At 72.8% G+C, this 25,658-nt stretch carries 22 protein-coding genes; 8 read left to right on the plus strand and 14 right to left on the minus strand.

All coding sequences use genetic code 11. The features are described 5' to 3' along the window. Both ACQ1X7_RS09425 and ACQ1X7_RS09430 read left to right on the plus strand, forming a co-directional pair. On the plus strand, positions 1-757 hold a 757-nt coding region (locus ACQ1X7_RS09425), incomplete at its 5' end, for a ParA family protein (protein ID WP_432477923.1). Further along, positions 754-1,782, plus strand: coding sequence for a ParB/RepB/Spo0J family partition protein (locus tag ACQ1X7_RS09430; protein WP_432477924.1), 1,029 nt, complete (start codon positions 754-756; stop codon positions 1,780-1,782). The genes ACQ1X7_RS09425 and ACQ1X7_RS09430, both read left to right, overlap by 4 nt. Positions 1,783-1,909: 127 nt before the next feature. Here ACQ1X7_RS09430 and ACQ1X7_RS09435 read toward each other — a convergent pair whose 3' ends face one another. Together ACQ1X7_RS09435 and ACQ1X7_RS09440 are read right to left on the minus strand one after the other, a co-directional pair. Next, the gene (locus ACQ1X7_RS09435; RefSeq protein ID WP_432477925.1) at positions 1,910-2,662 is read right to left on the minus strand and encodes a lysophospholipid acyltransferase family protein; all 753 of its coding nucleotides are present in this window, start codon (positions 2,660-2,662) and stop codon (positions 1,910-1,912) included. Between the two features lie 33 nt (positions 2,663-2,695). Beyond that, the gene (locus tag ACQ1X7_RS09440) at positions 2,696-3,919 is read right to left on the minus strand and encodes a pyridoxal phosphate-dependent aminotransferase (protein WP_432477926.1); all 1,224 of its coding nucleotides are present in this window, start codon (positions 3,917-3,919) and stop codon (positions 2,696-2,698) included. Between the two features lie 62 nt (positions 3,920-3,981). Here ACQ1X7_RS09440 and ACQ1X7_RS09445 point away from each other — a divergent pair, with 62 nt between their 5' ends. Beyond that, positions 3,982-4,656, plus strand: a complete 675-nt coding sequence (locus tag ACQ1X7_RS09445) for a GNAT family N-acetyltransferase (RefSeq protein ID WP_432477927.1) — start codon at positions 3,982-3,984, stop codon at positions 4,654-4,656. On the opposite strand, the gene trxA is transcribed toward ACQ1X7_RS09445, so the two are convergent. The 7 genes from trxA to ACQ1X7_RS09480 form a co-directional block, all read right to left on the minus strand. Then, positions 4,644-4,970, minus strand: coding sequence for a thioredoxin (trxA, locus tag ACQ1X7_RS09450; protein WP_432477928.1), 327 nt, complete (start codon positions 4,968-4,970; stop codon positions 4,644-4,646). The two genes, ACQ1X7_RS09445 and trxA, sit on opposite strands and share 13 nt — an antisense overlap. 192 nt (positions 4,971-5,162) lie before the next feature. Then, positions 5,163-6,182: a thioredoxin-disulfide reductase gene (trxB, locus tag ACQ1X7_RS09455; RefSeq protein ID WP_432477929.1), complete on the minus strand. Its 1,020-nt coding sequence runs from the start codon at positions 6,180-6,182 to the stop codon at positions 5,163-5,165. 74 nt (positions 6,183-6,256) lie between these two features. Beyond that, entirely contained in the window at positions 6,257-6,976 is a 720-nt protein-coding gene (locus ACQ1X7_RS09460; protein ID WP_432477930.1) for a hypothetical protein, read from the minus strand. A gap of 42 nt (positions 6,977-7,018) precedes the next feature. Next, positions 7,019-7,708: an RNA polymerase sigma factor SigM gene (gene sigM, locus ACQ1X7_RS09465; protein ID WP_432477931.1), complete on the minus strand. Its 690-nt coding sequence runs from the start codon at positions 7,706-7,708 to the stop codon at positions 7,019-7,021. A gap of 52 nt (positions 7,709-7,760) precedes the next feature. Then, positions 7,761-9,791, minus strand: a complete 2,031-nt coding sequence (locus ACQ1X7_RS09470; protein ID WP_432477932.1) for a hypothetical protein — start codon at positions 9,789-9,791, stop codon at positions 7,761-7,763. A gap of 50 nt (positions 9,792-9,841) precedes the next feature. Beyond that, the gene (gene murJ / locus ACQ1X7_RS09475; RefSeq protein ID WP_432477933.1) at positions 9,842-11,524 is read right to left on the minus strand and encodes a murein biosynthesis integral membrane protein MurJ; all 1,683 of its coding nucleotides are present in this window, start codon (positions 11,522-11,524) and stop codon (positions 9,842-9,844) included. Further along, a complete protein-coding gene (locus ACQ1X7_RS09480) occupies positions 11,521-13,650 on the minus strand; it encodes a DUF6049 family protein (protein ID WP_432477934.1) in 2,130 nt (709 codons plus the stop codon). Before ACQ1X7_RS09480 ends, murJ begins: the two co-directional genes overlap by 4 nt. Before the next feature lie 244 nt (positions 13,651-13,894). Here ACQ1X7_RS09480 and ACQ1X7_RS09485 point away from each other — a divergent pair, with 244 nt between their 5' ends. From ACQ1X7_RS09485 to ACQ1X7_RS09495, 3 genes are all read left to right on the plus strand, one after another. Then, entirely contained in the window at positions 13,895-15,337 is a 1,443-nt protein-coding gene (locus ACQ1X7_RS09485) for a CCA tRNA nucleotidyltransferase (RefSeq protein ID WP_432478337.1), read from the plus strand. 27 nt (positions 15,338-15,364) lie between these two features. Then, positions 15,365-15,820, plus strand: coding sequence for an SRPBCC family protein (locus ACQ1X7_RS09490; protein ID WP_432477935.1), 456 nt, complete (start codon positions 15,365-15,367; stop codon positions 15,818-15,820). 263 nt (positions 15,821-16,083) lie between these two features. Beyond that, positions 16,084-16,377, plus strand: a complete 294-nt coding sequence (locus ACQ1X7_RS09495) for a GIY-YIG nuclease family protein (RefSeq protein ID WP_432477936.1) — start codon at positions 16,084-16,086, stop codon at positions 16,375-16,377. 279 nt (positions 16,378-16,656) lie between these two features. On the opposite strand, the gene ACQ1X7_RS09500 is transcribed toward ACQ1X7_RS09495, so the two are convergent. Both ACQ1X7_RS09500 and ACQ1X7_RS09505 read right to left on the minus strand, forming a co-directional pair. Then, positions 16,657-17,742: an inositol-3-phosphate synthase gene (locus ACQ1X7_RS09500; protein WP_432477937.1), complete on the minus strand. Its 1,086-nt coding sequence runs from the start codon at positions 17,740-17,742 to the stop codon at positions 16,657-16,659. A gap of 35 nt (positions 17,743-17,777) precedes the next feature. Further along, positions 17,778-18,365, minus strand: a complete 588-nt coding sequence (locus tag ACQ1X7_RS09505; protein WP_432477938.1) for a helix-turn-helix transcriptional regulator — start codon at positions 18,363-18,365, stop codon at positions 17,778-17,780. A 173-nt stretch (positions 18,366-18,538) separates the two neighbouring features. Here ACQ1X7_RS09505 and ACQ1X7_RS09510 point away from each other — a divergent pair, with 173 nt between their 5' ends. Together ACQ1X7_RS09510 and ACQ1X7_RS09515 are read left to right on the plus strand one after the other, a co-directional pair. Further along, positions 18,539-20,866: a transglycosylase domain-containing protein gene (locus ACQ1X7_RS09510; protein WP_432477939.1), complete on the plus strand. Its 2,328-nt coding sequence runs from the start codon at positions 18,539-18,541 to the stop codon at positions 20,864-20,866. Then, the gene (locus ACQ1X7_RS09515; protein WP_432477940.1) at positions 20,863-22,275 is read left to right on the plus strand and encodes a glycosyltransferase family 87 protein; all 1,413 of its coding nucleotides are present in this window, start codon (positions 20,863-20,865) and stop codon (positions 22,273-22,275) included. Before ACQ1X7_RS09510 ends, ACQ1X7_RS09515 begins: the two co-directional genes overlap by 4 nt. A 181-nt stretch (positions 22,276-22,456) precedes the next feature. Here the strand turns inward: ACQ1X7_RS09515 and ACQ1X7_RS09520 are convergent, their stop codons facing one another. The 3 genes from ACQ1X7_RS09520 to ACQ1X7_RS09530 all read right to left on the minus strand — a co-directional run bounded on the left by ACQ1X7_RS09520 (position 22,457) and on the right by ACQ1X7_RS09530 (position 25,620). Further along, a complete protein-coding gene (locus tag ACQ1X7_RS09520) occupies positions 22,457-23,548 on the minus strand; it encodes an alanine racemase (RefSeq protein ID WP_432477941.1) in 1,092 nt (363 codons plus the stop codon). Then, positions 23,548-24,717, minus strand: coding sequence for a lipid II:glycine glycyltransferase FemX (locus ACQ1X7_RS09525; protein WP_432477942.1), 1,170 nt, complete (start codon positions 24,715-24,717; stop codon positions 23,548-23,550). The genes ACQ1X7_RS09520 and ACQ1X7_RS09525 overlap by 1 nt, the downstream gene beginning before the upstream one ends. Positions 24,718-24,831: 114 nt before the next feature. Further along, positions 24,832-25,620 (minus strand): deoxyribonuclease IV, encoded by a 789-nt coding sequence (locus ACQ1X7_RS09530; protein WP_432477943.1) that lies wholly within the window; start codon positions 25,618-25,620, stop codon positions 24,832-24,834. Between the last annotated feature and the right edge of the window lie 38 nt (positions 25,621-25,658).

Here is a 25,658-nt window from a genome sequence, read left to right on the forward strand (position 1 = left end):
CACCAGCGCCGTCAACATCGCGGCGGCGCTGGCCCAGCTCGGCCAGCGGGTGCTCGTGGTCGACCTCGACCCGCAGGGCAACGCCTCGACAGCGCTCGGCGTCGAGCACCGCCGCGGCGTCTCCTCGACCTACGACGCGGTCGTCGACGGCGTACCGCTGGCCGAGGTGACCACCGAGTGCCCGGACCTTCCCGGCCTCTGGGTGGTTCCGGCCACCATCGACCTCGCCGGCGCCGAGATCGAGCTGGTGAGTGTCGTGGCACGGGAGAGCCGGCTGCACAAGGCGATCGAGGGGCACCCGCTCGTGGGCGGGCCCGAGGACGCCGGCGAGGACCGCTTCGACTACGTGTTGGTCGACTGCCCACCCTCGTTGGGGCTGTTGACGCTGAACGCGTTGGTCTCCGGGGCCGAGATGCTGATCCCGATCCAGGCGGAGTACTACGCCTTGGAAGGCCTCGGCCAGCTGCTCGAGACGGTGGACATGGTCCGGGCCCACCTCAACCCGCGCCTGGTGGTCTCCACGATCCTGGTGACGATGTACGACGCGCGCACCCGGCTCGCCTCCGGTGTCGCCGACGAGGTGCGCGAGCACTTCGGCGACCAGGTCCTCAAGACCACCATCCCGCGCTCGGTCAGGGTCTCCGAGGCCCCGTCGTACGGGCAGACGGTGATGACCTACGACCCGGGCTCCCCGGGAGCCCTCTGCTACCTCGAAGCCGCCCGTGAGATCGCCAGCAAGGGAGCACCCGCCCGATGACCCAGTCCTCCTCCTCCCAGTCCGGCCAGCGCAGGGGCCTCGGGCGTGGTCTGGGCTCGCTCATCCCCACCGGCCCCTCCCGTCCGGCACCGAGCGCTGACGGCGACCTCGACATGCGGCCGCAGGACGCCCCCGACGGCGTCCCGACGTCCTACGGTGGCGCTGACGACGCCGCCGGTGCCGCCGCGGAGGGAGGTGCGCCCGACCTGGTCGGGGGTTCCTACTTCGCCGAGCTGCCCCTCAGTGCGATCACGCCGAACCGGGTGCAGCCGCGGCAGGTCTTCGACGAGGAGGCGATGGCCGAGCTGGTCACCTCGCTGCAGGAGGTCGGGCTGCTGCAGCCGATCGTGGTGCGCCCGCGGGAGGGCGGCTCCTATGAGCTGGTGATGGGGGAGCGGCGCTGGCGGGCCGCCCAGGAGGCCGGCCTGGAGACGATCCCGGCGATCGTCCGCCAGACCGGCGACGACGACATGCTGCGCGACGCCCTGCTGGAGAACCTGCACCGGTCCCAGCTGAACCCGCTGGAGGAGGCGGCTGCCTACGGACAGCTGCTCGAGGACTTCGGCTGCACCCACGAGGAGCTCGCGTCGCGGATCGGGCGCTCGCGGCCCCAGATCAGCAACACGATCCGGCTGCTCCGGCTCTCGCCCCCGGTGCAGCGGCGGGTCGCCGCCGGCGTGCTCTCGGCCGGGCACGCCCGGTCGCTGCTGGCGATCGAGGACCCGGAGCTGCAGGACCGGCTCGCCGCACGGGTGGTCAGCGAGGGCATCAGCGTCCGTGGCCTCGAGGAGATCGTGGCCGTCGGCGAGACCGGCAAGGAGGCGCCGGCGCCGCGCCGGGCCCGCCCGGTGGCCCCCGGCCTGGCCGAGATCGCCGACCGGCTCTCGGACCGGCTGGAGACCCGGGTGCGGGTCCAGCTCGGCAAGGCCAAGGGCAAGATCACCGTGGAGTTCGCCTCGCTGGACGACCTGCGGCGGATCGTGGACGTGATGGATCCCCGCAACCGCACCGACCGGCCGATCTGACGACACATCGCTTGGTCGACATGTCGACAAAGCGACGTACCGCTACGGCTAGGTGGGCGAGTCTGTCGCCTGGCGCAGGAAGTTTCGGCCACCAGGCGCCGGTTTCCCCGCCTGGGCGGGGAAACCGTCAGCCGCGCCGCCGCGCCGCCCGGGCCCGCGTCTCGGCCGCGTCCAGCTCGGCCGCCTCGGCGAGGGTGGGCGCCGAGCCGCCGTACCTCCGGGGAACCCACCAGGCGCCCGGTGGCTGCTCCTCGGCGGGATAGTCCCGGATCGCTCCGTCGAGCAGCTCGGCCATCGCGGCCTTGAGATCGGCGGTCTCGGCCTCCGGCTGGGTGCCGGTGGGGTGGAGCGGCTCGCCGACCCGGATCAGGATGGTGGTGCCGCGGGAGAAGTCGCGGGGATGGTCTTTGGTGAGCATCCGCTGGGTACCCCACAGCACGGCCGGCACCAGCGGGACGCCGGCCTCGGCGGCGATCCGGACCGCGCCGGACTTGAACTCCTTGAGCTCCATCGCCCGGGAGATGGTGGCCTCGGGGAAGATCCCGACGCACTCGCCGGCGCGCAGGTAGTCCACGGCCGTCCGGTACGACGTCACCCCTGCGCCGCGATCGACCTCGATGTGGTGCAACGAGCGCATGAGCGGCCCGGTCCACCGGTGGTCGAAGAGCTCACGCTTGGCCATGAACCGGACCTTGCGCCCTGAGGGGTCAGCCGCCAGGCCGCCGTAGACGAAGTCGACGTAGCTGACGTGGTTGACCGCCAGCATCACCCCGCCCTGCCGGGGCACGTGATGGGTGCCCTGGAGGTCGATGTGCTGCCCCAGGAGCCGGAACCCCAGCTTGGCCGCCACGATGATCGGGGGATAGGTGAGGTCCCGCACGCGGTCAGCCTAGGGCCACCGGCGTGGCCGTGGTCATCGGCGGGAGGCGAGGAACTCCGCGATCCGGCCGATCGCCTCCTCCAGGACCTCGGCGTCCGGCAGGGTCACCAGCCGGAAGTGGTCGGGGTGCGGCCAGTTGAAGCCGGTGCCGTGGGTCACCAGGATCTTCTTGGCCCGCAGCAGGTCGATGACCAGCTGCTCGTCGTCACGGACGCCATAGACGGCGGGATCGAGGCGCGGGAAGCAGTAGAGCGCCCCCCGTGGTCGCACGGAGGAGACGCCGGGGATCTCGTTGAGCAGCCGGTGGGCCAGCATGCTCTGCTCGTAGAACCGGCCGCCGGGGACGATCAGCTCCTCGATCGACTGGTAGCCGCCGAGGGCGGTCTGGATCGCGTGCTGGGCGGGCACGTTGGCGCACATCCGCATGTTGGCGATCAGGGTCAGGCCCTCGAGGAAGTCGGTCGCCAGCTCCTTGGGGCCCGAGACCATCACCCAGCCGGCGCGGTAGCCACAGACCCGGTAGGCCTTGGAGAGCCCGCTGAAGGTGAGGCACAGGACGTCGTGCCCGGCCGCAGCGGCCGCGTGGTGGTGGACGGCGTCGTCGAACAGGATCTTCTCGTAGATCTCGTCGGCGAAGACCACCAGGTGGTGGCGGCGCGCGATGTCGACGAGCCCCTCGACGGTCCGGCGGTCGTAGACGGCGCCGGTGGGGTTGTTGGGGTTGATGATGACCAGGGCGTGGGTGTTCTCGGTGATCTTCGACTCGATGTCGGCGAGGTCGGGGTTCCAGTCGTCCTCCTCGTCGCACAGGTAGTGCACCGGGACCCCGCCGCTGAGCGTGACCGCCCCGGTCCACAGCGGGTAGTCCGGCGCGGGGACCAGGATCTCGTTGCCGTCGTCGACGAACGCCTGGAGCACCATCGAGATCAGCTCGGAGACGCCGTTCCCGATGAAGACGTCCTCGACCGAGACGTCGCGCAGGCCGCGCTGCTGGTAGTACTGCGCGACCGCCGTCCGCGCCGGGTAGATCCCCTGCGAGTCGCTGTAGCCCTGCGCCTCGGGCAGGTGGTGGACGATGTCGGCGACGATCGCCTCGGGCGCCTCGAAGCCGAACGGCGCGGGGTTGCCGATGTTGAGCTTGAGGATCCGGTGGCCCTCGGCCTCGAGCCGCTGCGCCTCGGTCAGGATCGGGCCCCGGACGTCGTAGCGGACGTGGTGCAGCTTCCTGCTCTGCCGGATCGGTCGCACGCGCGTCATCCTCTCAGGCAGGACGCGCGCCCTGGCCACCTGTCCGCCTACCATCGGGGGAGGAGGGCACGATGACCCGTACCGCCGTCCGGCTCACCCTGGACACCCTCGACGCGCTGCCCGCGCCGTGCCGGTCCTGCCTGTTCTGGGAGCTCGACCCGGTCCGTCGGGACCGGGTGCCCGACCCGGCCGAGGAGAAGCAGGCCTGGGTCTCGGAGGTGCTGCGCGAGTGGGGGTCCTGCGGCCGGGTGGCCGTGGTGGACGACGGCCTGGTGGGCTACGTGCTCTACGCCCCGGCGGCGTTCGTCCCGGGTGCCGCCGGCTTCGCCACGGCGCCGGTGTCGCCGGACGCGGTGCTCCTGACGACGGCGTACGTCGAACCGGGCTCGCGGGGGTACGGCGTCGGCCGGATGCTCGTGCGGGCGATGGCCCGCGACCTGGTCGAGCGCGACATCCGCGCCGTCGAGGCGTTCGGGCACCGGGGGCGGGCCCTGAGCCGGTGCCAGGTGCCGGTGGACTTCCTCGGCGCCGTCGGGTTCCGGACCCACCGGCCCCACCCCACGACGCCCCGGATGCGGATGGACCTGCGCTCCGCCGTCACCTGGAAGGACGAGGTGGAGGCAGCGCTCGAGCGGCTGGTCGGGGTGGTGCGACCGCAGACGAAACCGCGGCACGCCCCGGAGGGCGCACCGCGGTGGGGTCGGACGGTCGGCCGTGAGGCGACCGGTCCGCGTCAGGAGATGTAGTCGGAGAGCTCGTTGAGGAGAGCGGCCTTGGGGCGCGCGCCGACGATCGACTTCACGACCTCGCCGCCCTGGTAGAGGTTCAGGGTGGGGATGCCGGTGACCCGGTAGGACGACGGGGTGACGGGGTTCTCGTCGACGTTCATCTTCACGATGGTGACGTCGTCGCTGTGGGCGGCCGCGATCTCCTCGAGGATCGGCTGGACCTGCCGGCACGGCCCGCACCACTCGGCCCAGAAGTCGACCAGGACGGGCTTGTCGGACTTGAGGACCTGGGTCTCGAAGTCAGCGTCGGTCACGGCGGAGATGTTGCCCACTGCGTGCACCTTTCGGATCGGGAGATCAGGGGGATCTCGGGAGGTCTGTCGGTCCAGTGAACACCAGGCCGGTGACACTTGTTCCCCGCCGCTCCGCGCCGCTGTCCCCGGTCTCGTCGTACCCGACATCTGCGCCGCCCACGGCGGTAGATCACCGCAGGGATGTCGGGTACGACGGGGAACGGCGAGGCGTCAGGCGCCGGCGGTCTGCACGGCCTCGCGGACCAGCTCGGCGGTCTCGTCGGCGTCGCCGGCGGTGGACGCATGGTGCTCGAGGGCCGCGATGAACCGCTCGGCGTCGAGGGCGGCGGCACAGCCGGTACCAGCGGCGGTGACGGCCTGCCGGTAGGTGTGGTCGACCAGGTCGCCGCAGGCGAACACGCCCGGGACGTTGGTCCGGGTCGTGGGGTGGTCGACCAGCACGTAGCCCTCGTCGTCGAGGTCGACCTGCCCGCTCAGCAGCTCCGAGCGCGGATCGTGGCCGATGGCGATGAACAGGCCGGTCACCTCGAGCGGCCGGGTGTCGCCCGTGACGGTGTCACGCAACGTGACGGAATCGACGCTGTCATCACCGTGGATCTCGGCGACCTCCGCGTTCCAGATGATCTCCAGCTTGGGGTCGGCGAAGGCCCGCTCCTGCATGATCTTGGACGCGCGCAGCTCGTCGCGCCGGTGGATCAGGTAGACCTTCGAGCCGAAGCGGGTCAGGAAGGTCGCCTCCTCGACGGCGGAGTCACCCCCGCCGACGACGGCGATGGCCTGCTCGCGGAAGAAGAACCCGTCGCAGGTCGCGCACCACGAGACACCGCGACCCGACAGCTCCTCCTCCCGGGGCAGACCGAGTTTGCGGTAGCCGGAGCCCGTCGCGAGGATCACCGACCGTGCGGTGTAGGTGTCGGTCGCGGTCCGGACCGTCTTGACGTCACCGGTGAGGTCGACCTCGACGATGTCGTCGGCCACCAGCTCGGCGCCGAACCGCTCGGCCTGGGCCCGCATCTCGTCCATCAGCGCCGGACCCATGATGCCGTCCCGGAAGCCGGGGAAGTTCTCGACCTCGGTCGTGTTCATCAGCGCACCGCCGGCGGTGACCGAGCCCTCGAACACCAGCGGGTTCAGGGCGGCACGCGCGGTGTAGAGGGCGGCGGTGTAGCCGGCCGGGCCCGAGCCGATGACGATGACGTTGCGGGGCTCGCTGCGGGGCTGGTCGGTCATGCTGCTCCTCGGTAGGGGGTACACGGACTGAACCGATGGTAGGCGAGCGGCATTCCCGTCGGCGGACGGCGCGGTCACTCGATGGGGAGCGTCACGGACCGCTCGGTCGAGTCCGCGTCGCACAGGAACAGGTCGACCACCTGGGAGTCGCCACGGGGCGCCCGGTAGACGAGCCAGCCGGCCTCGCGGTCGAACGCGACCCGGACGTAGCGGCCACCACCCCACGCACCGGCGGCGCAGCCGTCGCCCTGCAGGCGGTCCGCGGCCTCGGGAGCGGAGGTCGCACCGTTCCGGACCTTCGCGGCGGTCGCGACCGGGCGCAGTCGCGCGGCGTCGGCCGCGAAGGTGGAGGAGCGGACCTGCTGGGCCGGCAGCCTCGAGATCGAGCGACGGGTCTCCGAGACCGCACCGGGCAGCGAGCCGCCGCTTTCGGTCGACAGCTCGTCGTCGCCGCTGGGGGTGGAGTCGCGGTCAGGTGCGGTCAGGCCCTGCGCCTCGTCGGCCTCGCTCGCGGCGGAGGAGTCCGCGGCCTCGTCCTCACTGCCGTCGCCGCCGACCACCTGTCCGAGCGCCACCCCTCCGACGACCACGGCCGCCGCGGCGAGCAGCAGCCGGCCCGCCTTGCGCCGCCGCTCGGCCAGCGGTACGACGGTCGCCGCGGGCTCGGCGGCCAGGTCGGCGAGGGTCCGGTCGATCCGGGCCGCGACGTCGTCGGGCACGGGATCGGTGTGGCGTGCCTCGGCGAGCAGCCGGCGCACCCGCTCGGTCTCCTGCGGGGTCAGCTCGTCGTCCATGCGGGGTCACCTCCTCGGGCTGGTCGGGCGGACGGGGATCGGTCAGGCGCCGGTGACGCCCGGGGGGCCCCGGGGCTCCGGAGATGGGACGGACGGGCCGCGCGCGGGGTTCCCCGGAGGTGCGTGGTCCGCGTCACCCTGGGGGTCGAGGACGCCCAGCTGGGGGTGCAGCACCCGGGCCAGACGGGCCCGGCCGCGGGAGCAGCGCGACTTCACGGTGCCCGGCGCGCAGTCGAGCATGGCGGCCGCCTCGGCCACCGGGTAGCCCTCCATGTCGACCAGGACCAGGGCCGCCCGCTGCTCCGGCGGCAGCTCGGCCAGTGCGGCCAGCACCAGCCGGCGCCGCTCCTCGGCGAGGGCCGCGTCGGCCGGGTCGACGGGCGTGCTGGCCGCGAGCGACCCGCGGTCACCACGGTCGTCGAGGTCCTCGGGCAGCGGCTCGGCGCGACGTACCCGGGCGGCGCGCAGCCGGTCGAGGCAGGCGTTGACCACGACGCGGTGCAGCCAGGTGGTGACCTGCGCCTCCCCCCGGAAGGAGCCCGCCCGACGGTAGGCGGCGACCAGCCCCTCCTGGAGGCCGTCGGCGGCGTCGTCCGGGTTGCCGGTGGTCCGCAGCGCCACCGCCCACAGCCGGTCGCGGTGCCGGGCGACGAGCACGCCGAACGCCGTGCGGTCGCCGTCGACGTGGGCAGCGAGCAGCTCGGCATCGTTCCGCCCGTCGGCCGGCGTCACTTCCGGGGTCCCTGTTCGGAGCGGAACGAAGCGAGCACCCGAAGGGAGTGGGTCATCCCTTGACCTCGACCTCGGCGATCTCGGCCCGGAAGTCGCTGCCGACCTGGGGGAGGGAGGTGATCCAGACGATCAGGTAGCGCCCGGTCGCCGGCTCGTCGAAGGTGGTGCGGAGCGAGTCGTCCTCGACCGTCCCGCTCGCGACCGGCCGCAGCCCGGCGACCGCCGTGGGATCGTCCTCGGTCACGTAGTAGGACACGTCCATCGGCGAACCGAGCGTGGTCAGGTCGACCTGCCCCACCTCCTGCGACTCGCCGAGGTCGACCACGAGCCCGATCCCGGTCTTGAGCCCGCCCGGGCCGAACTGGTCGAAGTAGGTCTGGGTGTTCCACGCGGTGGCGGGGTCGCCGTCGACGGCCAGGGGCGCCACGTCCGGGTTCTCCTCGGGCGGATCTCCCTGCGGGTCGAAGTCGCGCACCCCGGCGACCTCGATCGCCTGGAGCGGACGAGGCGACTGGCCGGCCGAGGTCGACGGCGACTCCGGCTCGGGCTCGGTGCCGAGCGGGGTCTTCCCGCGGCCGAGGTTGAAGGCCACGATCACCGCGAGGACCAGCAGCAGCGAGGCGCCCACGATGGCGCCCAGCCGGAACCAGGAGCGGCCCGGCACGCCGTTGTCGTCATCGTCGTCGTCCTCGGTCACCGGGATCACGCCGCTGCCGGTGCCCGCGCCCGTGGCGGCGTCCCAGGGCCAGTACTCGCGCTGGCCGGTGGCGGCTGAACCCGGCCGGGGACGGCGGGCGGGGCCGCCGTCGGTCGGCTCCGGCGCGAACAGTGGCCGCTCGGGCGGGTCCTCCAGCGGGGGCGGCGGGGGCGGCGGGTCGTTGCGGGCCGAGAACCAGCTGACCTCGTCGTCCTGGTCGTCGAAGATCGGCAGGCCCGCCTCGGTGGGCTGGTCGACCGGGTCCGGGGCCCGGTCGGACCCTGCTGGCGCCGCGTTCTCGGCGGCCCCGGGCGCCACCGGGTCGACCGGCGGCTCGGAGGCCGTGGGCGGCGTGACCACGCCGGGCGGGACCGTCGGGGCGGCCAGGGTGGGGTCCTCGGCGGACGCCTCCGGGGCGACCGTGGGCGTCTGCTCGGGCGTGTCGACCGCGTCGAGGGGCTCGGCCGGGGTGTCGTCGGCCGGGTCGGCCGCGGCCGGCCCGGCGGGCGGGATGGTGCGGGTGGCGTCGGGGTCGCGCGCCGGGCGCGGGCCCGGGACCGCGAGAGCCCCTGCGCCACGTACGCCGTTGAGCGGGGAGGCCTCGGCCAGCCCGACCGGGTCGCCGACGTACTCGCGCAGTGCCTCGGCGAGGCCCGCGGCCGTCAGCAGGTTGTGCGCGCCACCGGCCGGAGGCGCGGCGTACGGGTTGAGGACGACGTCGCAGATGCCGTCGAGGATTCGGGGGATGCCGGCGCGGACCTGGCGCGGGCGCAGCCAGCGGCCGCCGGAGCGTGGCGCCGGGCGGACGTTGGACACCGAGCTGCCCGCCCAGCGCCCGGTGAGCGCGAAGTAGAGGAGCCCGCCGAGGTCGTTGACGTCCTGGCTGATCCGGCCGGCCGGCAGCCCGCGCAGCGCCGCGTCGACGCAGCAGCCGATGATGCGGACCGACCCGGTGTCGTCGAGCAGCACGGTCTCGGGCACCAGCCGCCCGTGGGCGACCCGCCCCTCGTGGGCGACCGCGATCGAGGCGGCGACCTCGGAGACCACCCACGCCGCCTTGCGCGGCGGCATCGGCCCCTCGGTCCCGATCAGGATGTCCAGGGAGGTGCCGGTGCCCCACTCGTTGACGACGTAGGACATGCCGTCGCCGTGGTCGGCGTCGAGCACCCGCAGCAGCCGCCGGTCGAGCACCGTGGCCGAGAGCCGCGCCGCCTCGGTGAGCCCCGCGGCCCGCTCGTCGTCCTCGGCGATGCAGTGGAGCGCGACGTGGCGGTCGAGGACGTCGTCGTGGGCTCGCCAGAACCGGCCGTTCCCGCTCTCGCTGAGCAGGTCGACCAGCTTGTAGCGGTCGGCGAGCACGTCGCCGGGTCTGGCTGCCTGGGTCAAGGTCCTCCCATCTCCTGAGGAGTCCGACGGGCCCTGTCGGCCCGTCCCGGTCATGGTAGGTCTCCCGTCCCGCGGCCGCCGGAGGATCCCCGACGCGCGACCAGGTCGATGACCGCGGTCACCTCACGCAGCCCCACGAGCCGCGCCAGCAGCACGAACCCGGCCACGTCGACGCCCGTCACGACCAGGGCCCGCAGCAACGCGCCGCCGACGCTCGGGTCGGGCCCCACGACGTCGCCGAGCAGCCGTCCCACGACGTACGCCGCGGCGGCGGCCGGCACCGCCACGGCCAGCAGCCTGACGGCGAAGCCGGTCAGCGCCCGGCCCTCCCCGCCCGCGCCGCGCAGTCGACGGGCCAGGACCGTGGACGAGACGACCGCGCCCACCAGGTAGGCGGCGCCGTACGCGAGCACCAGCGCCGGGGAGGTCTGGGCGGCGGTGGCCTCGCGGACCAGCAGCAGCGCCGCCACCACGTTGGTGACCGCGATCGCGCACTGGATCCAGAACACGGTGCGGGTCTGCTCCATCGCGTAGAAGCCGCGCAGCATCAGGTAGTGCACGGTGAAGAACACGAGCCCGATCCCGAACAGGGCGAGCGACGGGGCGAAGTTGGCGTAGCTGTCGCTGCCCGCGCCGTACCCCCAGATGACCCGCGCGGCATCGAGGGACACCAGCGGCAGCAGCAGCGCGAACGGCACCACGACGACCAGGGCGTTGCGCAGCGCCAGCAGCAGGGTGCGAGCCAGCTCCGGGTGGTCGCCCTCGTCGGCCAGCCCCGACATCCGTGGGAGCACGGCGGTGGCCAGCGACACGGTCACCACCGAGTGGGGGACCATCACGATGAGGAACGTCGAGGAGTAGACGAGGTAGCCGGTGGCGTCCGGGTCGTTGCCGAGGGTCTCGGCCGGGCCGCTCGAGGCCAGCCGGACGACGACGGCGTACGCGAGCTGGTTGACGAGCACGAACAACAGCGTCCAGACGCCCAGCCGCAGGGTGTGGCCGAGCCCGGTGTCGCGGAAGTCGAAGCGGGGCCGGAACCGGTAGCCGGCGCTGCGCAGGAACGGGACCAGCACGGCGAACTGCACGACGATCCCGAGGGTGGAGCCGAGGCCGAGCAGCACCTCCTGGGCGGGGGTGAACGGGCCGCCGCGCTCCTCGGGACCGGCGGCGCCGAAGACCAGGAGGTAGGTCAGCAGCACTCCGATCGCCACCAGGTTGTTGGCGATGGGGGCCCACATCATCGGGCCGAACCGGCCGCGGGAGTTCAGGATCTGCCCGACCAGGACGAACATCCCGTAGAAGAACACCTGGGGCAGGCACCAGCGCGCGAAGTCGATGACCGACTCCAGCTGGGCGGCGAGCTCGGGCTGGTCGTAGGCGTCGCTCAGGAAGATCTGCATCACCCAGGGCGCGGCCAGCACCAGCAGCACCGTGACCGTCGCGAGGAACAGACCGGCCAGGGTCACCACCCGGTCGGTGTAGCCCTGGCCGGCGTCGGGGTCGTTCTTCATGGCCCGCACCAGCTGGGGGACCAGCACGGCGTTGAAGATGCCGCCCGCCATCAGGATGTAGAGCATGTTCGGCACCGTGTTGGCGATGTTGAACAGCTCGCCGTGCAGGCCGCTGCCGAGGGCCGCGACGAGCAGGGCCGAACGGACGAAGCCGCTCATCCGGGAGACCACGGTCCCCGCGGCCATCACCGCGCTGGACGACAGGATCTTCTGGTCGCTCATGTGGTGGCGTCGTCGCTCCGGATGCGCCGGACCAGGCGCACCGCGATGGCCAGGAACAGCAGGCCCACGCCGACGCCGAGGATCAGCCAGATGACCCGGCTGACCTGGGCGGACCGGACCGGCAACGTGGCCGAGGAGCCCAGGGGCGCGCCGGCCTCGTCGGTCACCACCAGCCGGACGTAGTGGACGCCCGGCGTCGTCGTCGCGGCCTGGAGCACCACCGTCTGCCGGCCCCGGGGAGCGAGGTCGATGGTCGGCGGCGTGTCGACCGACAGCGAGGCGTCGGTGACGGCCTTGAGCGTGATGGTGACGGGGTGGTCGAGACGGTTCACGAGCGTCGTCGCGAAGCCGCCCGCGGCGCTGGACAGGGTCACGCCCGGCGGGGCCTTGACCCGCACGGCCCGGCTGCGGCGCTCGACCCAGTGCAACGACTGCTCGGTGCGCAGCTGCGACTCCTCGGCGTCGCGGCGGTCACCGTAGGAGACCGCGGTGAGGACCTCGTCGGTGATCTCCTGGTCGATCTCGTCGTTGTCGGTGAGCACGTTCGCCAGGACCCGGCCCGCGCTCTCGAGCTCCTCGGCCGTCACGAAGTTGGCCGCGGGGAGCTCGGCGGCCCGCTGCTCCGGGGGGTAGTCGAGCTCGTCGGTCGCGACCTCCCCCTCCGGGACCAGCGACGTGGGGTCCGTGAGGGTGAGCCACCGGACGCCGAGCCCCTGCCAGAACGCCGAGGGTCGGTCGGGGGACCAGGTCTGGGGCAGCACCACGAGCAAGGGGGCACGCCGCTCGTCGAGCTGGCGGACGGCCGCCTCGGCCAGGATCCGTTGTCGGACCGCGACCGTGCCGAGCGGGTCGTCCGGGCCGGGACCGCCGGCCGCCACGTCGGAGGGCGCGAACAGCACCCGGCGGTCGTCCACGTCGAGCGGTTCGGCGTCGGATCCCTCCGGGAGCATCCGGTCGGTGAGCAGGGCGTGGGTGCCCTCGGGGAGGGCAGCGAGGGCCTCGGTCGACAGGTAGCCGGACGGCGGGGCGACGGCGGGCAGCGTCGGGACGTCGTCGAGCTGGTCGCCGGCACGCATCCGCGCGGTCTGGAGCAGGTCGGGGCCGTGGTCGTGGGCGGCCGAGACGTCGACGTCGCCGTACGGGAGCGAGAGCACCCGTCCGCCCTCCAGCGCCGCGGCGAGGTCCTCGAGCCACACCTCGCCGGGAGCGGCCGCCGCACCGGGGGGCGGAGCGGACTCGTCCTCGGCCTGGGCGGACGTCGCCCCCGACGGGCCCTCCGAGGGGCCGTCGTCCGGCGAGTCCGGGCCGCCGCCTCGCGCAGGGGCGGCGAGGGACCGGGGCGGGTTGCCGTCGACCAGCCGCCGCACGGCGTCCCGGACGGCCGGGTCGACCAGCCAGGCGACCGGACGGTTGCGGGCAGCCGCGCCGAGGGCGACCAGCCGCCGCAGGTAGCCGCCGGCGCCGAGGTCGCGCGCCCACACCGGCTCCCCGGTCAGCCGGCCGCTCCGGGTGTGCGCGATCGGGTGCCGGAGCGGGATCACCACGGAGGTGTCCACCGGGGTGCGGGCCGCGGTCGTCGGCAGCAGCGGGAGGAAGGTCCGGGCGCGCCCGTCGGCGACGGCGTCCCGGGCGTCGGTCGTGTTTCCGAGGGCGTGCGCGCCGAACCAGTAGACCCCGGGAGTCTCGGCCGGGATCTGGTTGCGCTTGAGGAGGATCTCGTAGGTCGCGGACTCGCCGGGATCGAGCCCGCCGACGTCGTCGAACGTCCCGGGGATGAAGATGCGCTGGCCGATCTCGGCGTCGGCCGGGACCTCGCGCGCCGCCTCGAGCTCCTCGGACGTGGTCATCGGCACGTAGCCCACGAACGCGTGGACGTTCACCGCCCGCCAGCGCTCGTCGCTGACGTTGGTGATCGTGCCCTGCATCCGCACCGGGCCCTGCTCGGGGATCTCCCCGGGAGTGAGCCGCTCGATGCTGACCTGCAGCGGGTCGTCGTTCTCGGGCGCCGCGGCCGATACCCGGGTGCCAGTCGCAGGGGTGGCCGACGCCGGAGCGGGGAGGGCGGGTGCTGCTGTGGCCGCCGCCGCCGCCACGAGGGCAGGCAGGAAGGACAGCGGGCGGCGCACGCGCCGACTCTATCCGGCGGTACGGCGCCTGCCGGGGTCCCCCGGAGCGCGCCGGTCGGGCGGTCGGAGGGGGCCTTCCTCCCGGGGCCGGGCGGCGATCGGCGCCGGGAGGTCACCCGCATTTCCGACCTCGGACGGACCCGCGTCCGGCGGGCACTGCCGGGTGCTCGTGGAGCGGGAGGGTGCCCTAGAGTTGCGGGTCGTGTCCGAGCAGGTTCCGCCCCCCGCGCCCGCGGGTCCCACCATGGTCGAGGCCGAGCGGTCGCTGGGCGCCGAGCTGGACCGCCTCGCCCCGGTCCTCGAGCCGTTGGGGGAGCGGTTCGCCGCCGCAGGGCACGCCCTGCACCTGGTCGGCGGGCCCGTCCGGGACGCGATGCTCGGCCGGACGGTCGGCGACCTCGACCTGACGACCTCGGCCCGGCCCGAGGAGACCGAGCGGCTGCTGGCCGGATGGGCCGATGCGGTGTGGGACGTGGGCCGCGACTTCGGGACCATCGGGGCGCGGGCCGGCAACTGGCAGGTCGAGGTCACGACGTACCGCTCGGAGAGCTATGACCCCTCGTCCCGCAAGCCCGTCGTCGACTTCGGCGACACCCTCGCCGGGGACCTCGGCCGGCGCGACTTCACCGTCAACGCGATGGCGGTCTCGGTGCCCGACCGGACCTTCGAGGACCCGCACGGCGGGGTCGTCGACCTCGCCCACCGGCTGCTGCGCACCCCGGCCCGGCCGGAGGACAGCTTCTCCGACGACCCCCTGCGGATGATGCGGGCTGCCCGGTTCGCGGCCACGCTCGGGTTCGAGGTCGTCCCCGAGGTGGTCGCCGCGATGACCGCCATGGCGGAGCGGATCGGCATCATCTCCGCCGAGCGGGTGCGCGACGAGCTGGTCAAGCTGGTCTCCGCACCCCAGCCGCGGCGCGGGCTGACGCTGCTCGTCGAGACCGGCCTCGCCGCCCTGGTGCTGCCCGAGCTCCCGGCGCTCGCGCTGGAGCGCGACGAGCACCATCGGCACAAGGACGTCTACGAGCACACGCTGACCGTGCTGGAGCAGGCCATCGACCTCGAGGACCGGCTTGCGCCTGACGGGGCTCGAGGGCCGGACTCCTCCCCTGATTTCATCGTCCGGTTCGCGGCCCTGATGCACGACGTCGGCAAGCCCCGGACCCGGAGGTTCCTCGACGACGGCACCGTCACCTTCCACCACCACGACGTGGTCGGCGCCAAGATGACCCGCAAGCGGATGCAGGCGTTGCGGTTCTCCAGGGACGAGGTGGACGCGGTGTCGACCCTGGTCGAGCTGCACCTGAGGTTCCACGGGTACGGCGGCGGGGAGTGGACCGACTCCGCCGTCCGCCGCTACGTCCGGGACGCCGGGGACCAGCTGGAGCGGCTGCACATCCTGACCCGGGCCGACTGCACCACCCGCAACCGGCGCAAGGCCGACCGGCTGCGGCGCTCCTACGACGACCTGGAGGCGCGGATCGCCCGGCTCTCCGAGGAGGAGGAGCTGGCGGCGATCCGGCCGGACCTGGACGGCAACCAGATCATGGAGGTGCTCGGCATCGGCCCGGGCCGCGAGGTGGGCGAGGCCTACCGGTTTCTGCTGGACCTGCGGATCGACGAGGGCCCGCTGGCGGCGGACGAGGCGGCCCGGCGGTTGCAGGAGTGGTGGGCGTCACGGCGCTGAGCGACGTACTGCCGGTATGTTCGCCCGATGGCCGAGATCGCTGACCTGCACGAGTCCGTCGACGTCGCCGCCCCACCCGAGCGGGTCTGGGCGCTGGTCACCGACCTGCCGCGAATGGCCTCCTGGAGCCCGCAGGGCGTCCGGACCTTCGTCCGCGGTCGGGTGGGGCTCGGCACCCGGGCCCTCAACATCAACCGGAGCGGCTGGAAGGTCTGGCCCACGCGCTCGACGGTGGTCCGGTTCGACCCGCACCGCGACTTCGCCTTCCGGATCAAGGACAACGGAGTGATCTGGTCCTACGGCCTGGAGCCGACCGTCGCCGGCACGCGGGTGACCCACCGCCGGGAGACGCCCGACGGGATCCTGCCGATCTCGCTGAGGCTGCAGGACGCCGTGCTCGGCGGGGTCGACCGGTTCACCGGCGAGCTGCGTGACGGCATGCGGCAGACGCTCGGCCGGATCAAGGCCGAGGCCGAGGGCTAGCAGCTCGCTGCCCGGTTGAGGTGCGAGGCGCGGCGGCCCCGGAGGTTGAGGTGCGAGGCGCGGCGGCCCCGGAGGTCGAGGCGCGAGGCGCGGCGGCCCCGGAGGTTGAGGTGCGAGGTGCGGCGGCCCGGAGGTTGAGGTGCGAGGCGCGCCAGCGCCGAGCCTCGAAACCCCGGGACGGTGGTGCAGGGCCTCAGCCCGGTCATCCACAGGCTTGCAGGGCTTGGGCGACACCCGCGCCGAGGACCATCACACTCGATCGCATGCCGTGGACCTACATCCTGGAGTGCGCCGACGGGTCGCTGTACGTCGGGAGCACCATCGATCTCGACGACCGCATCGGCCGACACCAGGCCGGTGAGGCATGCGCGTACACCCGACCCCGCCGTCGACGCCCCGTGCGGCTGGCGTGGGCCGGCCCGTTCGACCGGGTGGAGGACGCGTTCCGGTTCGAGAAACAGGTCCAGGGCTGGAGCAGGGCCAAGCGGCTGGCTCTGATCGAGGGACGGTGGGAGGACCTGCCGGAGCTGGCCTCACGACCGAGCACCCGCCGTTGAGGCCCTGCCCAGAGTCCCGGGGTTTCGAGGCTCGGGCCTGGCGGCCCTCGCACCTCGACCTCCGGGGGGGGCGGCCCTCGCACCTCAACCTCCGGGGGGGCGGCCCTCGCACCTCGACCTCCGGGGGGCGGCGCTCGCACCTCGACCTCCGGGGGGCGACCTCCGGGGGGTGGCGGCCCTCGCACCTCGACCTCCGGGGGGCCGCCATCGCACCTCAACCTTCTCGGGGGGGCCCTCGCACGTCGACCTCCGACGCGAGGGCCTACCCGAGGCTGCGGGCTACTCCTCGCCCCTGATGAAGGCCTCGACGCGGGCCCGGCCCTCCTCGTCGGGGAGCTGCACCGGCGGGCTCTTCATCAGGTACGACGACGCGCCGATCAGCGGGCCGCCGATGCCGCGGTCCTTGGCGATCTTGGCGGCCCGGATGGCGTCGATGATGATGCCGGCGGAGTTGGGGGAGTCCCAGACCTCCAGCTTGTACTCCATGTTGAGGGGCGCGTCGCCGAAGGCCCGGCCCTCGAGGCGCACGTAGGCCCACTTGCGGTCGTCGAGCCACTGTACGTAGTCGGACGGGCCGATGTGCACGTTGCGGTCGTGGACCTTGCCGGCCAGCTCTCCGGTGAGGTTGGACGTCACCGACTGGGTCTTGGAGATCTTCTTCGACTCCAGCCGCTCGCGCTCGAGCATGTTCTTGAAGTCCATGTTCCCGCCGACGTTGAGCTGGTAGGTCCGGTCGAGCACGACGCCCCGGTCCTCGAACAGCTTGGCCAGCACCCGGTGGGTGATCGTCGCGCCGACCTGGCTCTTGATGTCGTCACCGACGATGGGGACGCCCGCCGCCTCGAACTTCGCAGCCCACTCGGGGTCGGAGGCGATGAAGACGGGCAGCGCGTTCACGAAGGCGACGCCCGCGTCGATGGCGCACTGCGCGTAGAACTTGTCGGCCTCCTCGGAGCCCACCGGGAGGTAGGACACCAGGACGTCGACCTGGCGCTCACGGAGCACCTCGACGACGTCGACCGGCTCGGCCGCCGACTCCTCGATCGTCTCGCGGTAGTAGCGGCCCAGGCCGTCCAGCGTGTGGCCGCGCTGCACCTCCACCCCGAGGGTCGGGACGTCGCTGATCTTGATGGTGTTGTTCTCGGAGGCGTTGATCGCCTCGGAGAGGTCCTTGCCGACCTTCTTGTCGTCGACGTCGAACGCCGCGACGAAGTCCACGTCGGAGACGTGGTAGTCGCCGAAGGTGACATGCATCAGTCCGGGAACCGTCCCGGTCGGATCGGCGTCCCTGTAGTAGTGGACGCCCTGTACGAGTGAGGTTGCGCAGTTCCCCACTCCGACGATTGCTACTCGTACCGCACCCATTGCGAACGATTCCTTCCTCGGTCCAGCGATCAGGGTCAGCCCGGGGACTGACCGGTCTTGGGTTGTGGCTCAGCCTCGGAAATCGGCTGGCTCCCGTTGCGTTCGGCGTTGATCAGCTCGGACAGCCAGCGCACCTCGCGCTCGACCTGCTCCACCCCATGGCGCTGCAGCTCGGCCGCATAGCGGTCGACCTCCTTCTGCGTCATCGTGAGCTCCTTCTGCACCCGCTCGAGCCGCTCCTGGAGCCGGCTGCGCCGGCCCTCGAGCACCCGCAGCCGGATCTCCATGTCGGTCCGGCCGAAGAACGCGAAGCGGATGTCGAAGGTGTCGTCGTCCCACGCGGTCGGCCCGACCTCCGAGAGCAGCCGCTGGAACTCCGCGTCGCCGGCCTCGGTGAGCTGGTAGACGATCCGGGGACGGCGGCTGGTGGTGTCGGCGCCGGAGTCCTCGATCAACCCGCTGCGGAGCATCTTCTTCAGCCCCGGGTAGAGCGAGCCGAACGACAGCACCCGGCGCCATCCGAGCATCAGGTTGAGCCGCTTGCGCAGCTCGTAGCCGTGCATGGGTCCCTCGTGCAGCAGTCCGAGGACCGCCAGCTCGAGGGTTTCGCCACGACGTGCCATGCGATCTATCGTACCGATATATCCGATGGATGAGACCACCGCCCCGGTCGGCGTCCCCCACGGTCGGCGTCCGCGGGATTCGTGAGGGGCGAGGACCCCTGCGTACCCTGATGGACTGACGCGCGCTCGTGGGCGCCGCGTCGGGAATCCCCCGAACGGAAGATCCGAGTCAGTTGAGTGGAAAGCGCCGGGCCGCTGGGCCCGCCCAGAAGAAGCCCCAGCGACCCGCCAAGCGCGGGTCGCGCTGGCGTCGCGTCCTCACCTGGTTGCTGGCCCTCGGACTCGTCGGGTCCCTCCTCGCCGTGGGGGCGTTCGTCGTGCTCTACCAGACCATCGACGTGCCCGACCCCAACGAGGACTTCGAGACCCAGACGTCGTTCGTCTACTACAACGACGGCAAGTCCCAGATCGGCACCTACGCCACCCAGAACCGCGAGTCGATCCCCCTGGACGAGATGCCGGACTCCATCAAGGACGCGGTGGTCGCCGCCGAGAACCGGTCGTTCTGGACCGATCAGGGCATCGACCCGCGCGGGATCCTGCGCGCGGCGTTCAGCAACGCCCAGGGCAACGAGACCCAGGGTGCCTCGACGATCACCCAGCAGTACGTCAAGATCCTCTACCTGACCCAGGAGCAGACGCTCACCCGCAAGATCAAGGAAGCGATCATCTCGCTCAAGCTGCAGCGGGACGTGAGCAAGCAGGAGATCCTCGAGGGCTACCTCAACACCATCTACTTCGGCCGCGGCGCCTACGGCATCCAGGCCGCGGCCAAGGCGTACTTCGACGTCGAGGCCAAGGACCTCGACGTGCGGCAGAGCGCGGTCCTCGCCACGGTGCTCAACAACCCCAGCGGGTACGACCCCGCAAACGGCAAGCAGGCCCGCCGTGACCTGCAGGAGCGCTACGGCTACGTCCTCGAGGGCATGGCCGAGACCGGCCAGATCAGTGCCGCCAAGGCCGACCGGGCAGCCCGCCGGCTCCCGGCGTTCCCCGACATCGAGCAGGAGAGCCAGTACGGCGGGCAGCGCGGCCACGTGCTGACGATGGTCCGCGACGAGCTGGTGCGGCTCGGCTTCGACGAGGACGAGATCGACGGTGGTGGGCTGCGGGTCACCACCACCTTCACGCAGAAGGCGATGACGGCGGCCCAGGAGGGCGTCTCCGAGGTCCGGCCGACCGGCCTGCCGGCGGCGATCCCCGGTGAGAAGGGCAGCACCGAGCCCGGCTCCGGCGACAAGGACCTGCACGTCGGCGTGGCCAGCGTCGAGCCCGGCACCGGGGCCGTCCGCGGCTTCTACGGCGGCCAGGACTACCTCGACTCCCAGATCAACTGGGCGATCGCGGGCGGCCAGGCCGGCTCGACCATGAAGCCGGCCGCGCTGGTCGCGGCGATCGAGGACGGCTTCTCCCTCGAGGACACCTTCGAGGGGAACTCGCCGTTCGTGCTCCCCGACGGCACCGACTTCGAGAACCAGGGCGATGCCGACTACGGCTCGGCGGTCTCGATGGTCACCGCCACCGAGAACTCCATCAACACCGCCTTCATCGACATGACCATGTCGATGGAGGACGGCCCGCAGAAGGTCGTCGACGCCGCGGAGCGTCTCGGCATCCCCCCGGCGAAGGCCAAGAAGAAGGATCCCGGCTTCCCCAACACCTCACCCGGCCTCGAGCCGAACACCGGTGTCGCGCTCGGGAGCGCGACGGTGAGCCCCATCAACATGGCCAACGCGTACGCGACCATCGCGAACGGCGGGCGGGCCGCGGAGCCCTTCATCATCGAGAAGGTCGTCGACCGCAACGGCGAGACCGTCTACCAGCACCGGGTCTCCGACACCGAGGCCGTGGAGCAGGACATCGACCGCGACGTCAGCTACGCGCTGCAGCAGGTCGTCCAGGAGGGTTCCGGCACCGCCGCCCTCGCGCTCGGCCGGCCCGCCGCCGGCAAGACCGGCACCGCCACCAACGGCGAGGGCGCGGTCTCCTCGGCGTGGTTCACGGGCTACACGCCCCAGCTCAGCACGTCGGTGATGTACGTCCGTGGCAAGGGCAACGAGCAGCTGCAGGGCTGGCTGCCGGAGTACTTCGGCGGCTCCTACCCGGCCGAGACGTGGACCGCGGTGATGCAGCGGGCCATGGAGGGCCTGCCGGTCGAGGACTTCCCGCCGCCCGCGAACGTCGACGGCGACGCCCCCGAGACGGGCCACGAGCCGTACACCCCGCCGCCGACGACGCAGGCGCCGCCGCCCCGGCCGACGACGAAGTCGCCGCCGAGCGAGGAGCCGACGACCAAGAAGCCCACGGAGGAGCCGACCACCGAGGAGCCGACGACCGAGGAGCCGACGACCCCGACGGAGGAACCGGACCCGTGCGACCGGGTGGTGCCCCCGCCGTCGTGTGACCCGGAGGAGGATCCCCAGGGTGGTCAGGGCGGCTCCCGGGACCGCGCCGCGGCCGCGGCGTACACCCCGGCGGCCCGCGAGCGGTACGTCGTGTGACCGACCCCCGCGTCCACCCCACCCGCGACGACCCCGTCGTCGCCGCCCTCAGCGAAGGGGTGGGGGGACCGGTCGGCGACCACGCCGGTCGCCATCCGTGGTGGACGCCGGTGCGGGTGCTGCTCGCGCTGACCGCCGTCGTCATGGCGCTCGGACTGGTGCAGAAGACCAGCTGCTACCAGGACGCCTGGCAGGGAGGCGACCAGCGCTACGCGCACATGTGCTACTCCGACCTGCCCTACCTCTACACCGGGCGCGGGTTCGCCGAGCTGGCGTGGCCCTACAGCGACGACACCCAGGTGCGGGCCCGCTACGAGGTCATGGAGTACCCCGTCGTCATCTCCTACTGGGCCTACGGGGCGGCGTGGATCACCCACGCGGTCACGGGTTCCCCCGACGTCACGGAGCGGTACGGCGTCCCCGTGGGCGAGCTGGCGGGCCGGGACGACGTGGCGCGGGAGACGCTGGTCTTCGTCGTGGTGAACGTCGTCGGCTTCACTGCGCTCGCGCTGCTCGCCGTGTGGCTGCTCGCCGGCGTCCACCGACGACGACCGTGGGACGCGGCGATCCTCGCCGCTTCTCCTGCGCTGGCGCTGACGGCCACCATCAACTGGGACCTGCCCGCGCTGGTGTGCGTGGCGGCGGCTGCGTGGGCGTGGGCCCGGGACCGGCCGGTGCTCACGGGGGTGATGATCGGCCTCGGGACCGCCGCCAAGCTCTACCCGCTGCTGCTGCTCGGCGCGCTGCTGGTGATCTGCCTGCGGGAACGGCGGCTCCCCGACCTGCTGCGGGTGACGCTCGCCGCCGTCGGCTCCTGGCTGCTGGTCAACGCGCCGGCGTACCTCACCGGCCCGGACCAGTGGCAGCACTTCTGGACCTTCAACAGCGACCGCGGCCCCGACCTCGGGTCGGCCTGGCTGGTGGCCGAGCAGGCGACCGGCGACGCGATCGCGGCGGGCACGGTCAACCTCGGGTCGTGGGCCTTCCTGCTGGTGTGGTGCGCGGGGGTGTTGGCGATCGGGTTGCGGGCCCCGGTCACGCCGCGCTTCGCCCAGCTCGGGCTGCTGGTCGTGATCGGCTTCCTGCTCGTCAACAAGGTGTACTCGCCTCAGTACGTCCTGTGGCTGCTGCCGCTCGCCGCGCTCGCCCGGCCGCGCTGGCGCGACCAGCTGGTGTGGCTGTCCGGCGAGCTCCTCTACTTCGCTGCCGTCTGGTGGTACCTCGGCGGCTACCTCGAGCCCGCGGACGGCGGGGAGCCCGGGTTCTACTGGATCGCGATCACCGTCCGGGTGGCCGCAGAGCTCTACCTCGCCGCCGTCGTCGCCCGCGACGTCCTGCAGCCCGAGCACGACCCGGTCTGGGAGGAGCGGCAGCTCGCCCGCAGGCGACACCCGATCCTCGGAGGTTGAGGCGCGAGCGAAGCGAGCCTCGAACCCCGGAAGTGTGGGCAGGGCCTCGATTCAGGTCTGCTCCCGCCTCACCGGGTTTCGTCGCGCGGATCGCGACCTCGCTCCGCTCGCCCCGCGCCGCGTTCTCGACCTTCGCGGGCGACGGGACCGGGCTCGTTCCTCGCCCGGTCCCTGCCCGCCCTCAGCTGACCAGGACCTCGTCGACGTCGGTGGCGGTGAAGCGGACCCGGACGTCGATCTCCTCGCCGACCTGCGGCACCCGGGCGCCGAGCGGCAGGAAGAGCATGGACGCCTGCATGTGGGGCGGCTCCGCGAACAGCCGCTGCTTGCCGTCGATCGTGAACGGGCTGCGGACGAAGCCGACCGCGTCGAGGCCGCCGCGGGCGAGCGTGGCGGCCCGGGCCTTCAGGCTGGTGTCGCCGGTGGGTGACTCCAGGCCGATGCCGTGGGCCGTCCCGCCGCTGACGACGAGCAGGTGGCCGGCCTTCGGCACGGTGCGGCCCCGGTAGCCGAACACGTCGCCGCGCTCGACCTCGTGGACGTCGAGCACGGTGGCGCTCACCCGCAGCGCGCCGCGGTCACCGAGCCAGAGCGCGGTTCCGACCCGCGGCCGGATCCGGAAGTCGGCGTACGTCGCCCGCAGGGTCGTGAGCTCGTCGGGCGTGAGGTGGCTGACCCACACGGTCGCGGGGCGGTCGCCGACGGCCAGGCCTGCGCCGACGACGTCGTTGAGCAGCCGGCGTACCTCACCGAGGTGGGAGCCCTGCGCGAGCGGCAGGTGCAGCGCGACCCCCTCGAACCTCCCGGCGCGCGCGCCCGCGAGCCACTGGCCGGTGCTGCGGAGCCCCGGGCCGGTGAGGCCGTGGCGACGCATGCTGGTGAGCCGCTCGAGCACGAACCGGGCGCCCCGCTGGCGGTCGAGCAGGGCGTGCAGGTCCTCGTCGCGGCTGACCGTGTGGACCACCCGGTCGGCCAGCCCGTCGGGCAGCTCGAGGGCGGCGCCGAAGGGCCGCCACGGGGTCATCACCAGCAGGTCGCCGTGGAAGCGCTGTGCCACCTCGGGCAGCTCCTCGTAGGTGCCGACCGCGATCGTGTCGACCTCCGGGACGGAGGGGCCCTGGTCGGCCAGCCACTGCGAGCGCCGGGCCAGCCGCCCGATGCCGAAGCCGTAGCCGTTGCCCTTGAGGACCGGCACCAGCCCCGGCGTCGACTCCGCGACGGTCCGCAGGTGGCTGCGCCAACGCTCGCCGTCGACGTGGAGGGTGAGGCCCATCAGCGCTGGTTCCCGAGGAGGTCGCGCAGCGACCGTCTCGAAGGCCGTCTCATGTAGGCGTCGAACGCCCGGTAGAGGGGGCGGTTCAGGGGCAGGTCCCACTCGCCGGCGTACTCGACGGCCTCGCCGCCGGTGCCGACCTTGAACTGGATCAGGCCCACGTGGGGGTCGTCGGCGTCGAGGGTGTCGGTGATCCCGCGCAGGTCGTAGACCTCGGCGCCCGCGGCGAGCGCGTCGCGGATCATCTCCCACTGGATGGCGTTGGAGCCGCGCACCTCCCGCTTCTCCGTCGAGGACGCGCCGTAGGAGTACCAGGCGTGGGTGCCGACCCGGATCGCGATGGTCGCGGCCACCAGGTCGCCGCCGTGGCGGGCGAACCAGAGCCGGATCCGGTCGGGGTCCTCGGCAGCGAGCGCGTCGTGCATCGCGGCGAAGTAGGAGAGCGGCCGGGGGGTGAAGCCGTCGCGCTCGGCGGTGTGGACGTAGAGGTCGTGGAAGGCCTTGAGGTCCGCGCCGCTGCCGGTGGTGACCTCGACCCCTTCCTTCGCCGCCTTCTTGATGTTGCGCCGCCACAGCTGGTTCATGCCCTTGAGGACGTCGTCCTCGGTCCGCCGGTCGTGGGCGGAGCCGAGCGGGACCTGGAAGACGAACCGGGGCTGCCCCGCGGCGAAGCCGCCCTCGGCGGCCTGTGGGCGCCAGCCCAGCTCGGTCAGCCGGGCGACCACCCGGGCGCCGACGGGCGTCCGCTCGAGCGGCGCCACCTGGTCGAGCCGGCGTACGTCGGGATCGGCGATGCCCTCCTTGACCTGGGCGGCGCTCCACCGGCGGGTCACCACCGGCGGTCCCATCCGGATGCCGAACGCGCCCTGCCGCTTCAGGTGGTCGACCATCGGCTGCAGCCACGCGGCGAGGTCGTCGGCGTCCCAGTCGATGACGGGTCCCTCGGGCAGGTAGGCCAGGTAGCGCCTGACCCGCGGCAGCTGCCGGTAGAGCACCAGCGCGGCACCCACGACCTCGCCGTCGCGGACCCAGCCGAGGGACTCGGCGCGCCACTCCGGCTTGGCCTTCGCCCACGCCGGGGTCTGCAGGAAGCTCACCGACGCCCGGGTCCGGACGAACGCGAGGTGCTCGTCCGGCGTGAGGGTGCGGACGGCGAGGGAACCAGTCACCCGTCGAGGCTATCGGGCTCGGTTTCGACGCGCTGACGCGCCTTCGCCCGCTCTGGCGCGTCGCTTGCTCAACCCACGCGCCGCGCTCGTACCTCGCGCGTCTCTGCTCAGTGATCAGACCCGCTCGCGGAGCCACTCGATGTCGGCGACGTGCTCGTCGGCGCCACCGGGGGTCTCCAGCACGACCGGTGCACCGGCGTCACGGACCACCGCGGCGAGCAGGTCGGGGTCGACCTTGCCGGCGCCGAGGTTGGCGTGGCGGTCGGCCCCGGAGTCGAAGTCGTCGCGGCTGTCGTTGCAGTGGACCAGGTCGATCCGGCCGGTGATGCGTCGTACGTCGTCGACGACCGTCTCGAGCGCGTTGCCGCCGGCGTGGGCGTGGCAGGTGTCGAGGCAGAAGCCGACCCGGTCGGCCTGGTCGCACGCGGAGATCGCGTCCCACACCCCGGCGATCCGCTCGAGGTAGCGGGTCATGGCGTTGTCGCCGCCGGCGGTGTTCTCGATGAGCAGCGGGAGCTTGAGGTCGACCGCGTCGACCGCCTTGCGCCAGTTGTCGAAGCCGACCTCCGGGTGGTCGTCCTTGTTGACGTGGCCGCCGTGGACGATCAGGCCCTGGGCGCCGATCGACGCGGCGGCGTCGACGTGCTGCTGGAGCAGCTTGCGGGAGGGGATCCGGATCCGGTTGTTGGTCGTGGCGACATTGACGATGTAAGGGGCGTGGACGTAGAGGTCGATCCCCGCCGCAGCCGCGTCGTCCCGCAGCCCGTCAGCCCCTCTCGCGTAGCGGAACTCGGGTCCCTTGTAGCCCTGGGGGTCGCCGAGGAAGAACTGGACGTGGGGGGCCTTGCGTGCCTGCGCCTCGGCGATCGGGTCGGTCTGGTCGACGTGGGCTCCGATCTGCATCCCCCCACCCTAGGCTGGGCCACCGACGGTCCGGACCC

The organism is Nocardioides sp. GXQ0305, assembly GCF_050880345.1.
Classification (GTDB): Bacteria; Actinomycetota; Actinomycetes; order Propionibacteriales; family Nocardioidaceae; genus Nocardioides.

What these genes read in the sequence shown, in the direction of transcription:
- ACQ1X7_RS09500 (WP_432477937.1), bottom strand. Translation starts at nt 17,742, where the DNA reads ATGGGTGCGGTACGAGTAGCAATCGTCGGAGTGGGGAACTGCGCAACC.
- ACQ1X7_RS09520 (WP_432477941.1), bottom strand. Translation starts at nt 23,548, where the DNA reads ATGGGCCTCACCCTCCACGTCGACGGCGAGCGTTGGCGCAGCCACCTG.
- ACQ1X7_RS09530 (WP_432477943.1), bottom strand. Translation starts at nt 25,620, where the DNA reads ATGCAGATCGGAGCCCACGTCGACCAGACCGACCCGATCGCCGAGGCG.
- ACQ1X7_RS09495 (WP_432477936.1), top strand. Translation starts at nt 16,084, where the DNA reads ATGCCGTGGACCTACATCCTGGAGTGCGCCGACGGGTCGCTGTACGTC.
- murJ (WP_432477933.1), bottom strand. Translation starts at nt 11,524, where the DNA reads ATGAGCGACCAGAAGATCCTGTCGTCCAGCGCGGTGATGGCCGCGGGG.
- ACQ1X7_RS09430 (WP_432477924.1), top strand. Translation starts at nt 754, where the DNA reads ATGACCCAGTCCTCCTCCTCCCAGTCCGGCCAGCGCAGGGGCCTCGGG.
- trxB (WP_432477929.1), bottom strand. Translation starts at nt 6,182, where the DNA reads ATGACCGACCAGCCCCGCAGCGAGCCCCGCAACGTCATCGTCATCGGC.
- ACQ1X7_RS09445 (WP_432477927.1), top strand. Translation starts at nt 3,982, where the DNA reads ATGACCCGTACCGCCGTCCGGCTCACCCTGGACACCCTCGACGCGCTG.
- ACQ1X7_RS09440 (WP_432477926.1), bottom strand. Translation starts at nt 3,919, where the DNA reads ATGACGCGCGTGCGACCGATCCGGCAGAGCAGGAAGCTGCACCACGTC.
- ACQ1X7_RS09485 (WP_432478337.1), top strand. Translation starts at nt 13,895, where the DNA reads ATGGTCGAGGCCGAGCGGTCGCTGGGCGCCGAGCTGGACCGCCTCGCC.
- ACQ1X7_RS09505 (WP_432477938.1), bottom strand. Translation starts at nt 18,365, where the DNA reads ATGGCACGTCGTGGCGAAACCCTCGAGCTGGCGGTCCTCGGACTGCTG.
- ACQ1X7_RS09460 (WP_432477930.1), bottom strand. Translation starts at nt 6,976, where the DNA reads ATGGACGACGAGCTGACCCCGCAGGAGACCGAGCGGGTGCGCCGGCTG.
- ACQ1X7_RS09490 (WP_432477935.1), top strand. Translation starts at nt 15,365, where the DNA reads ATGGCCGAGATCGCTGACCTGCACGAGTCCGTCGACGTCGCCGCCCCA.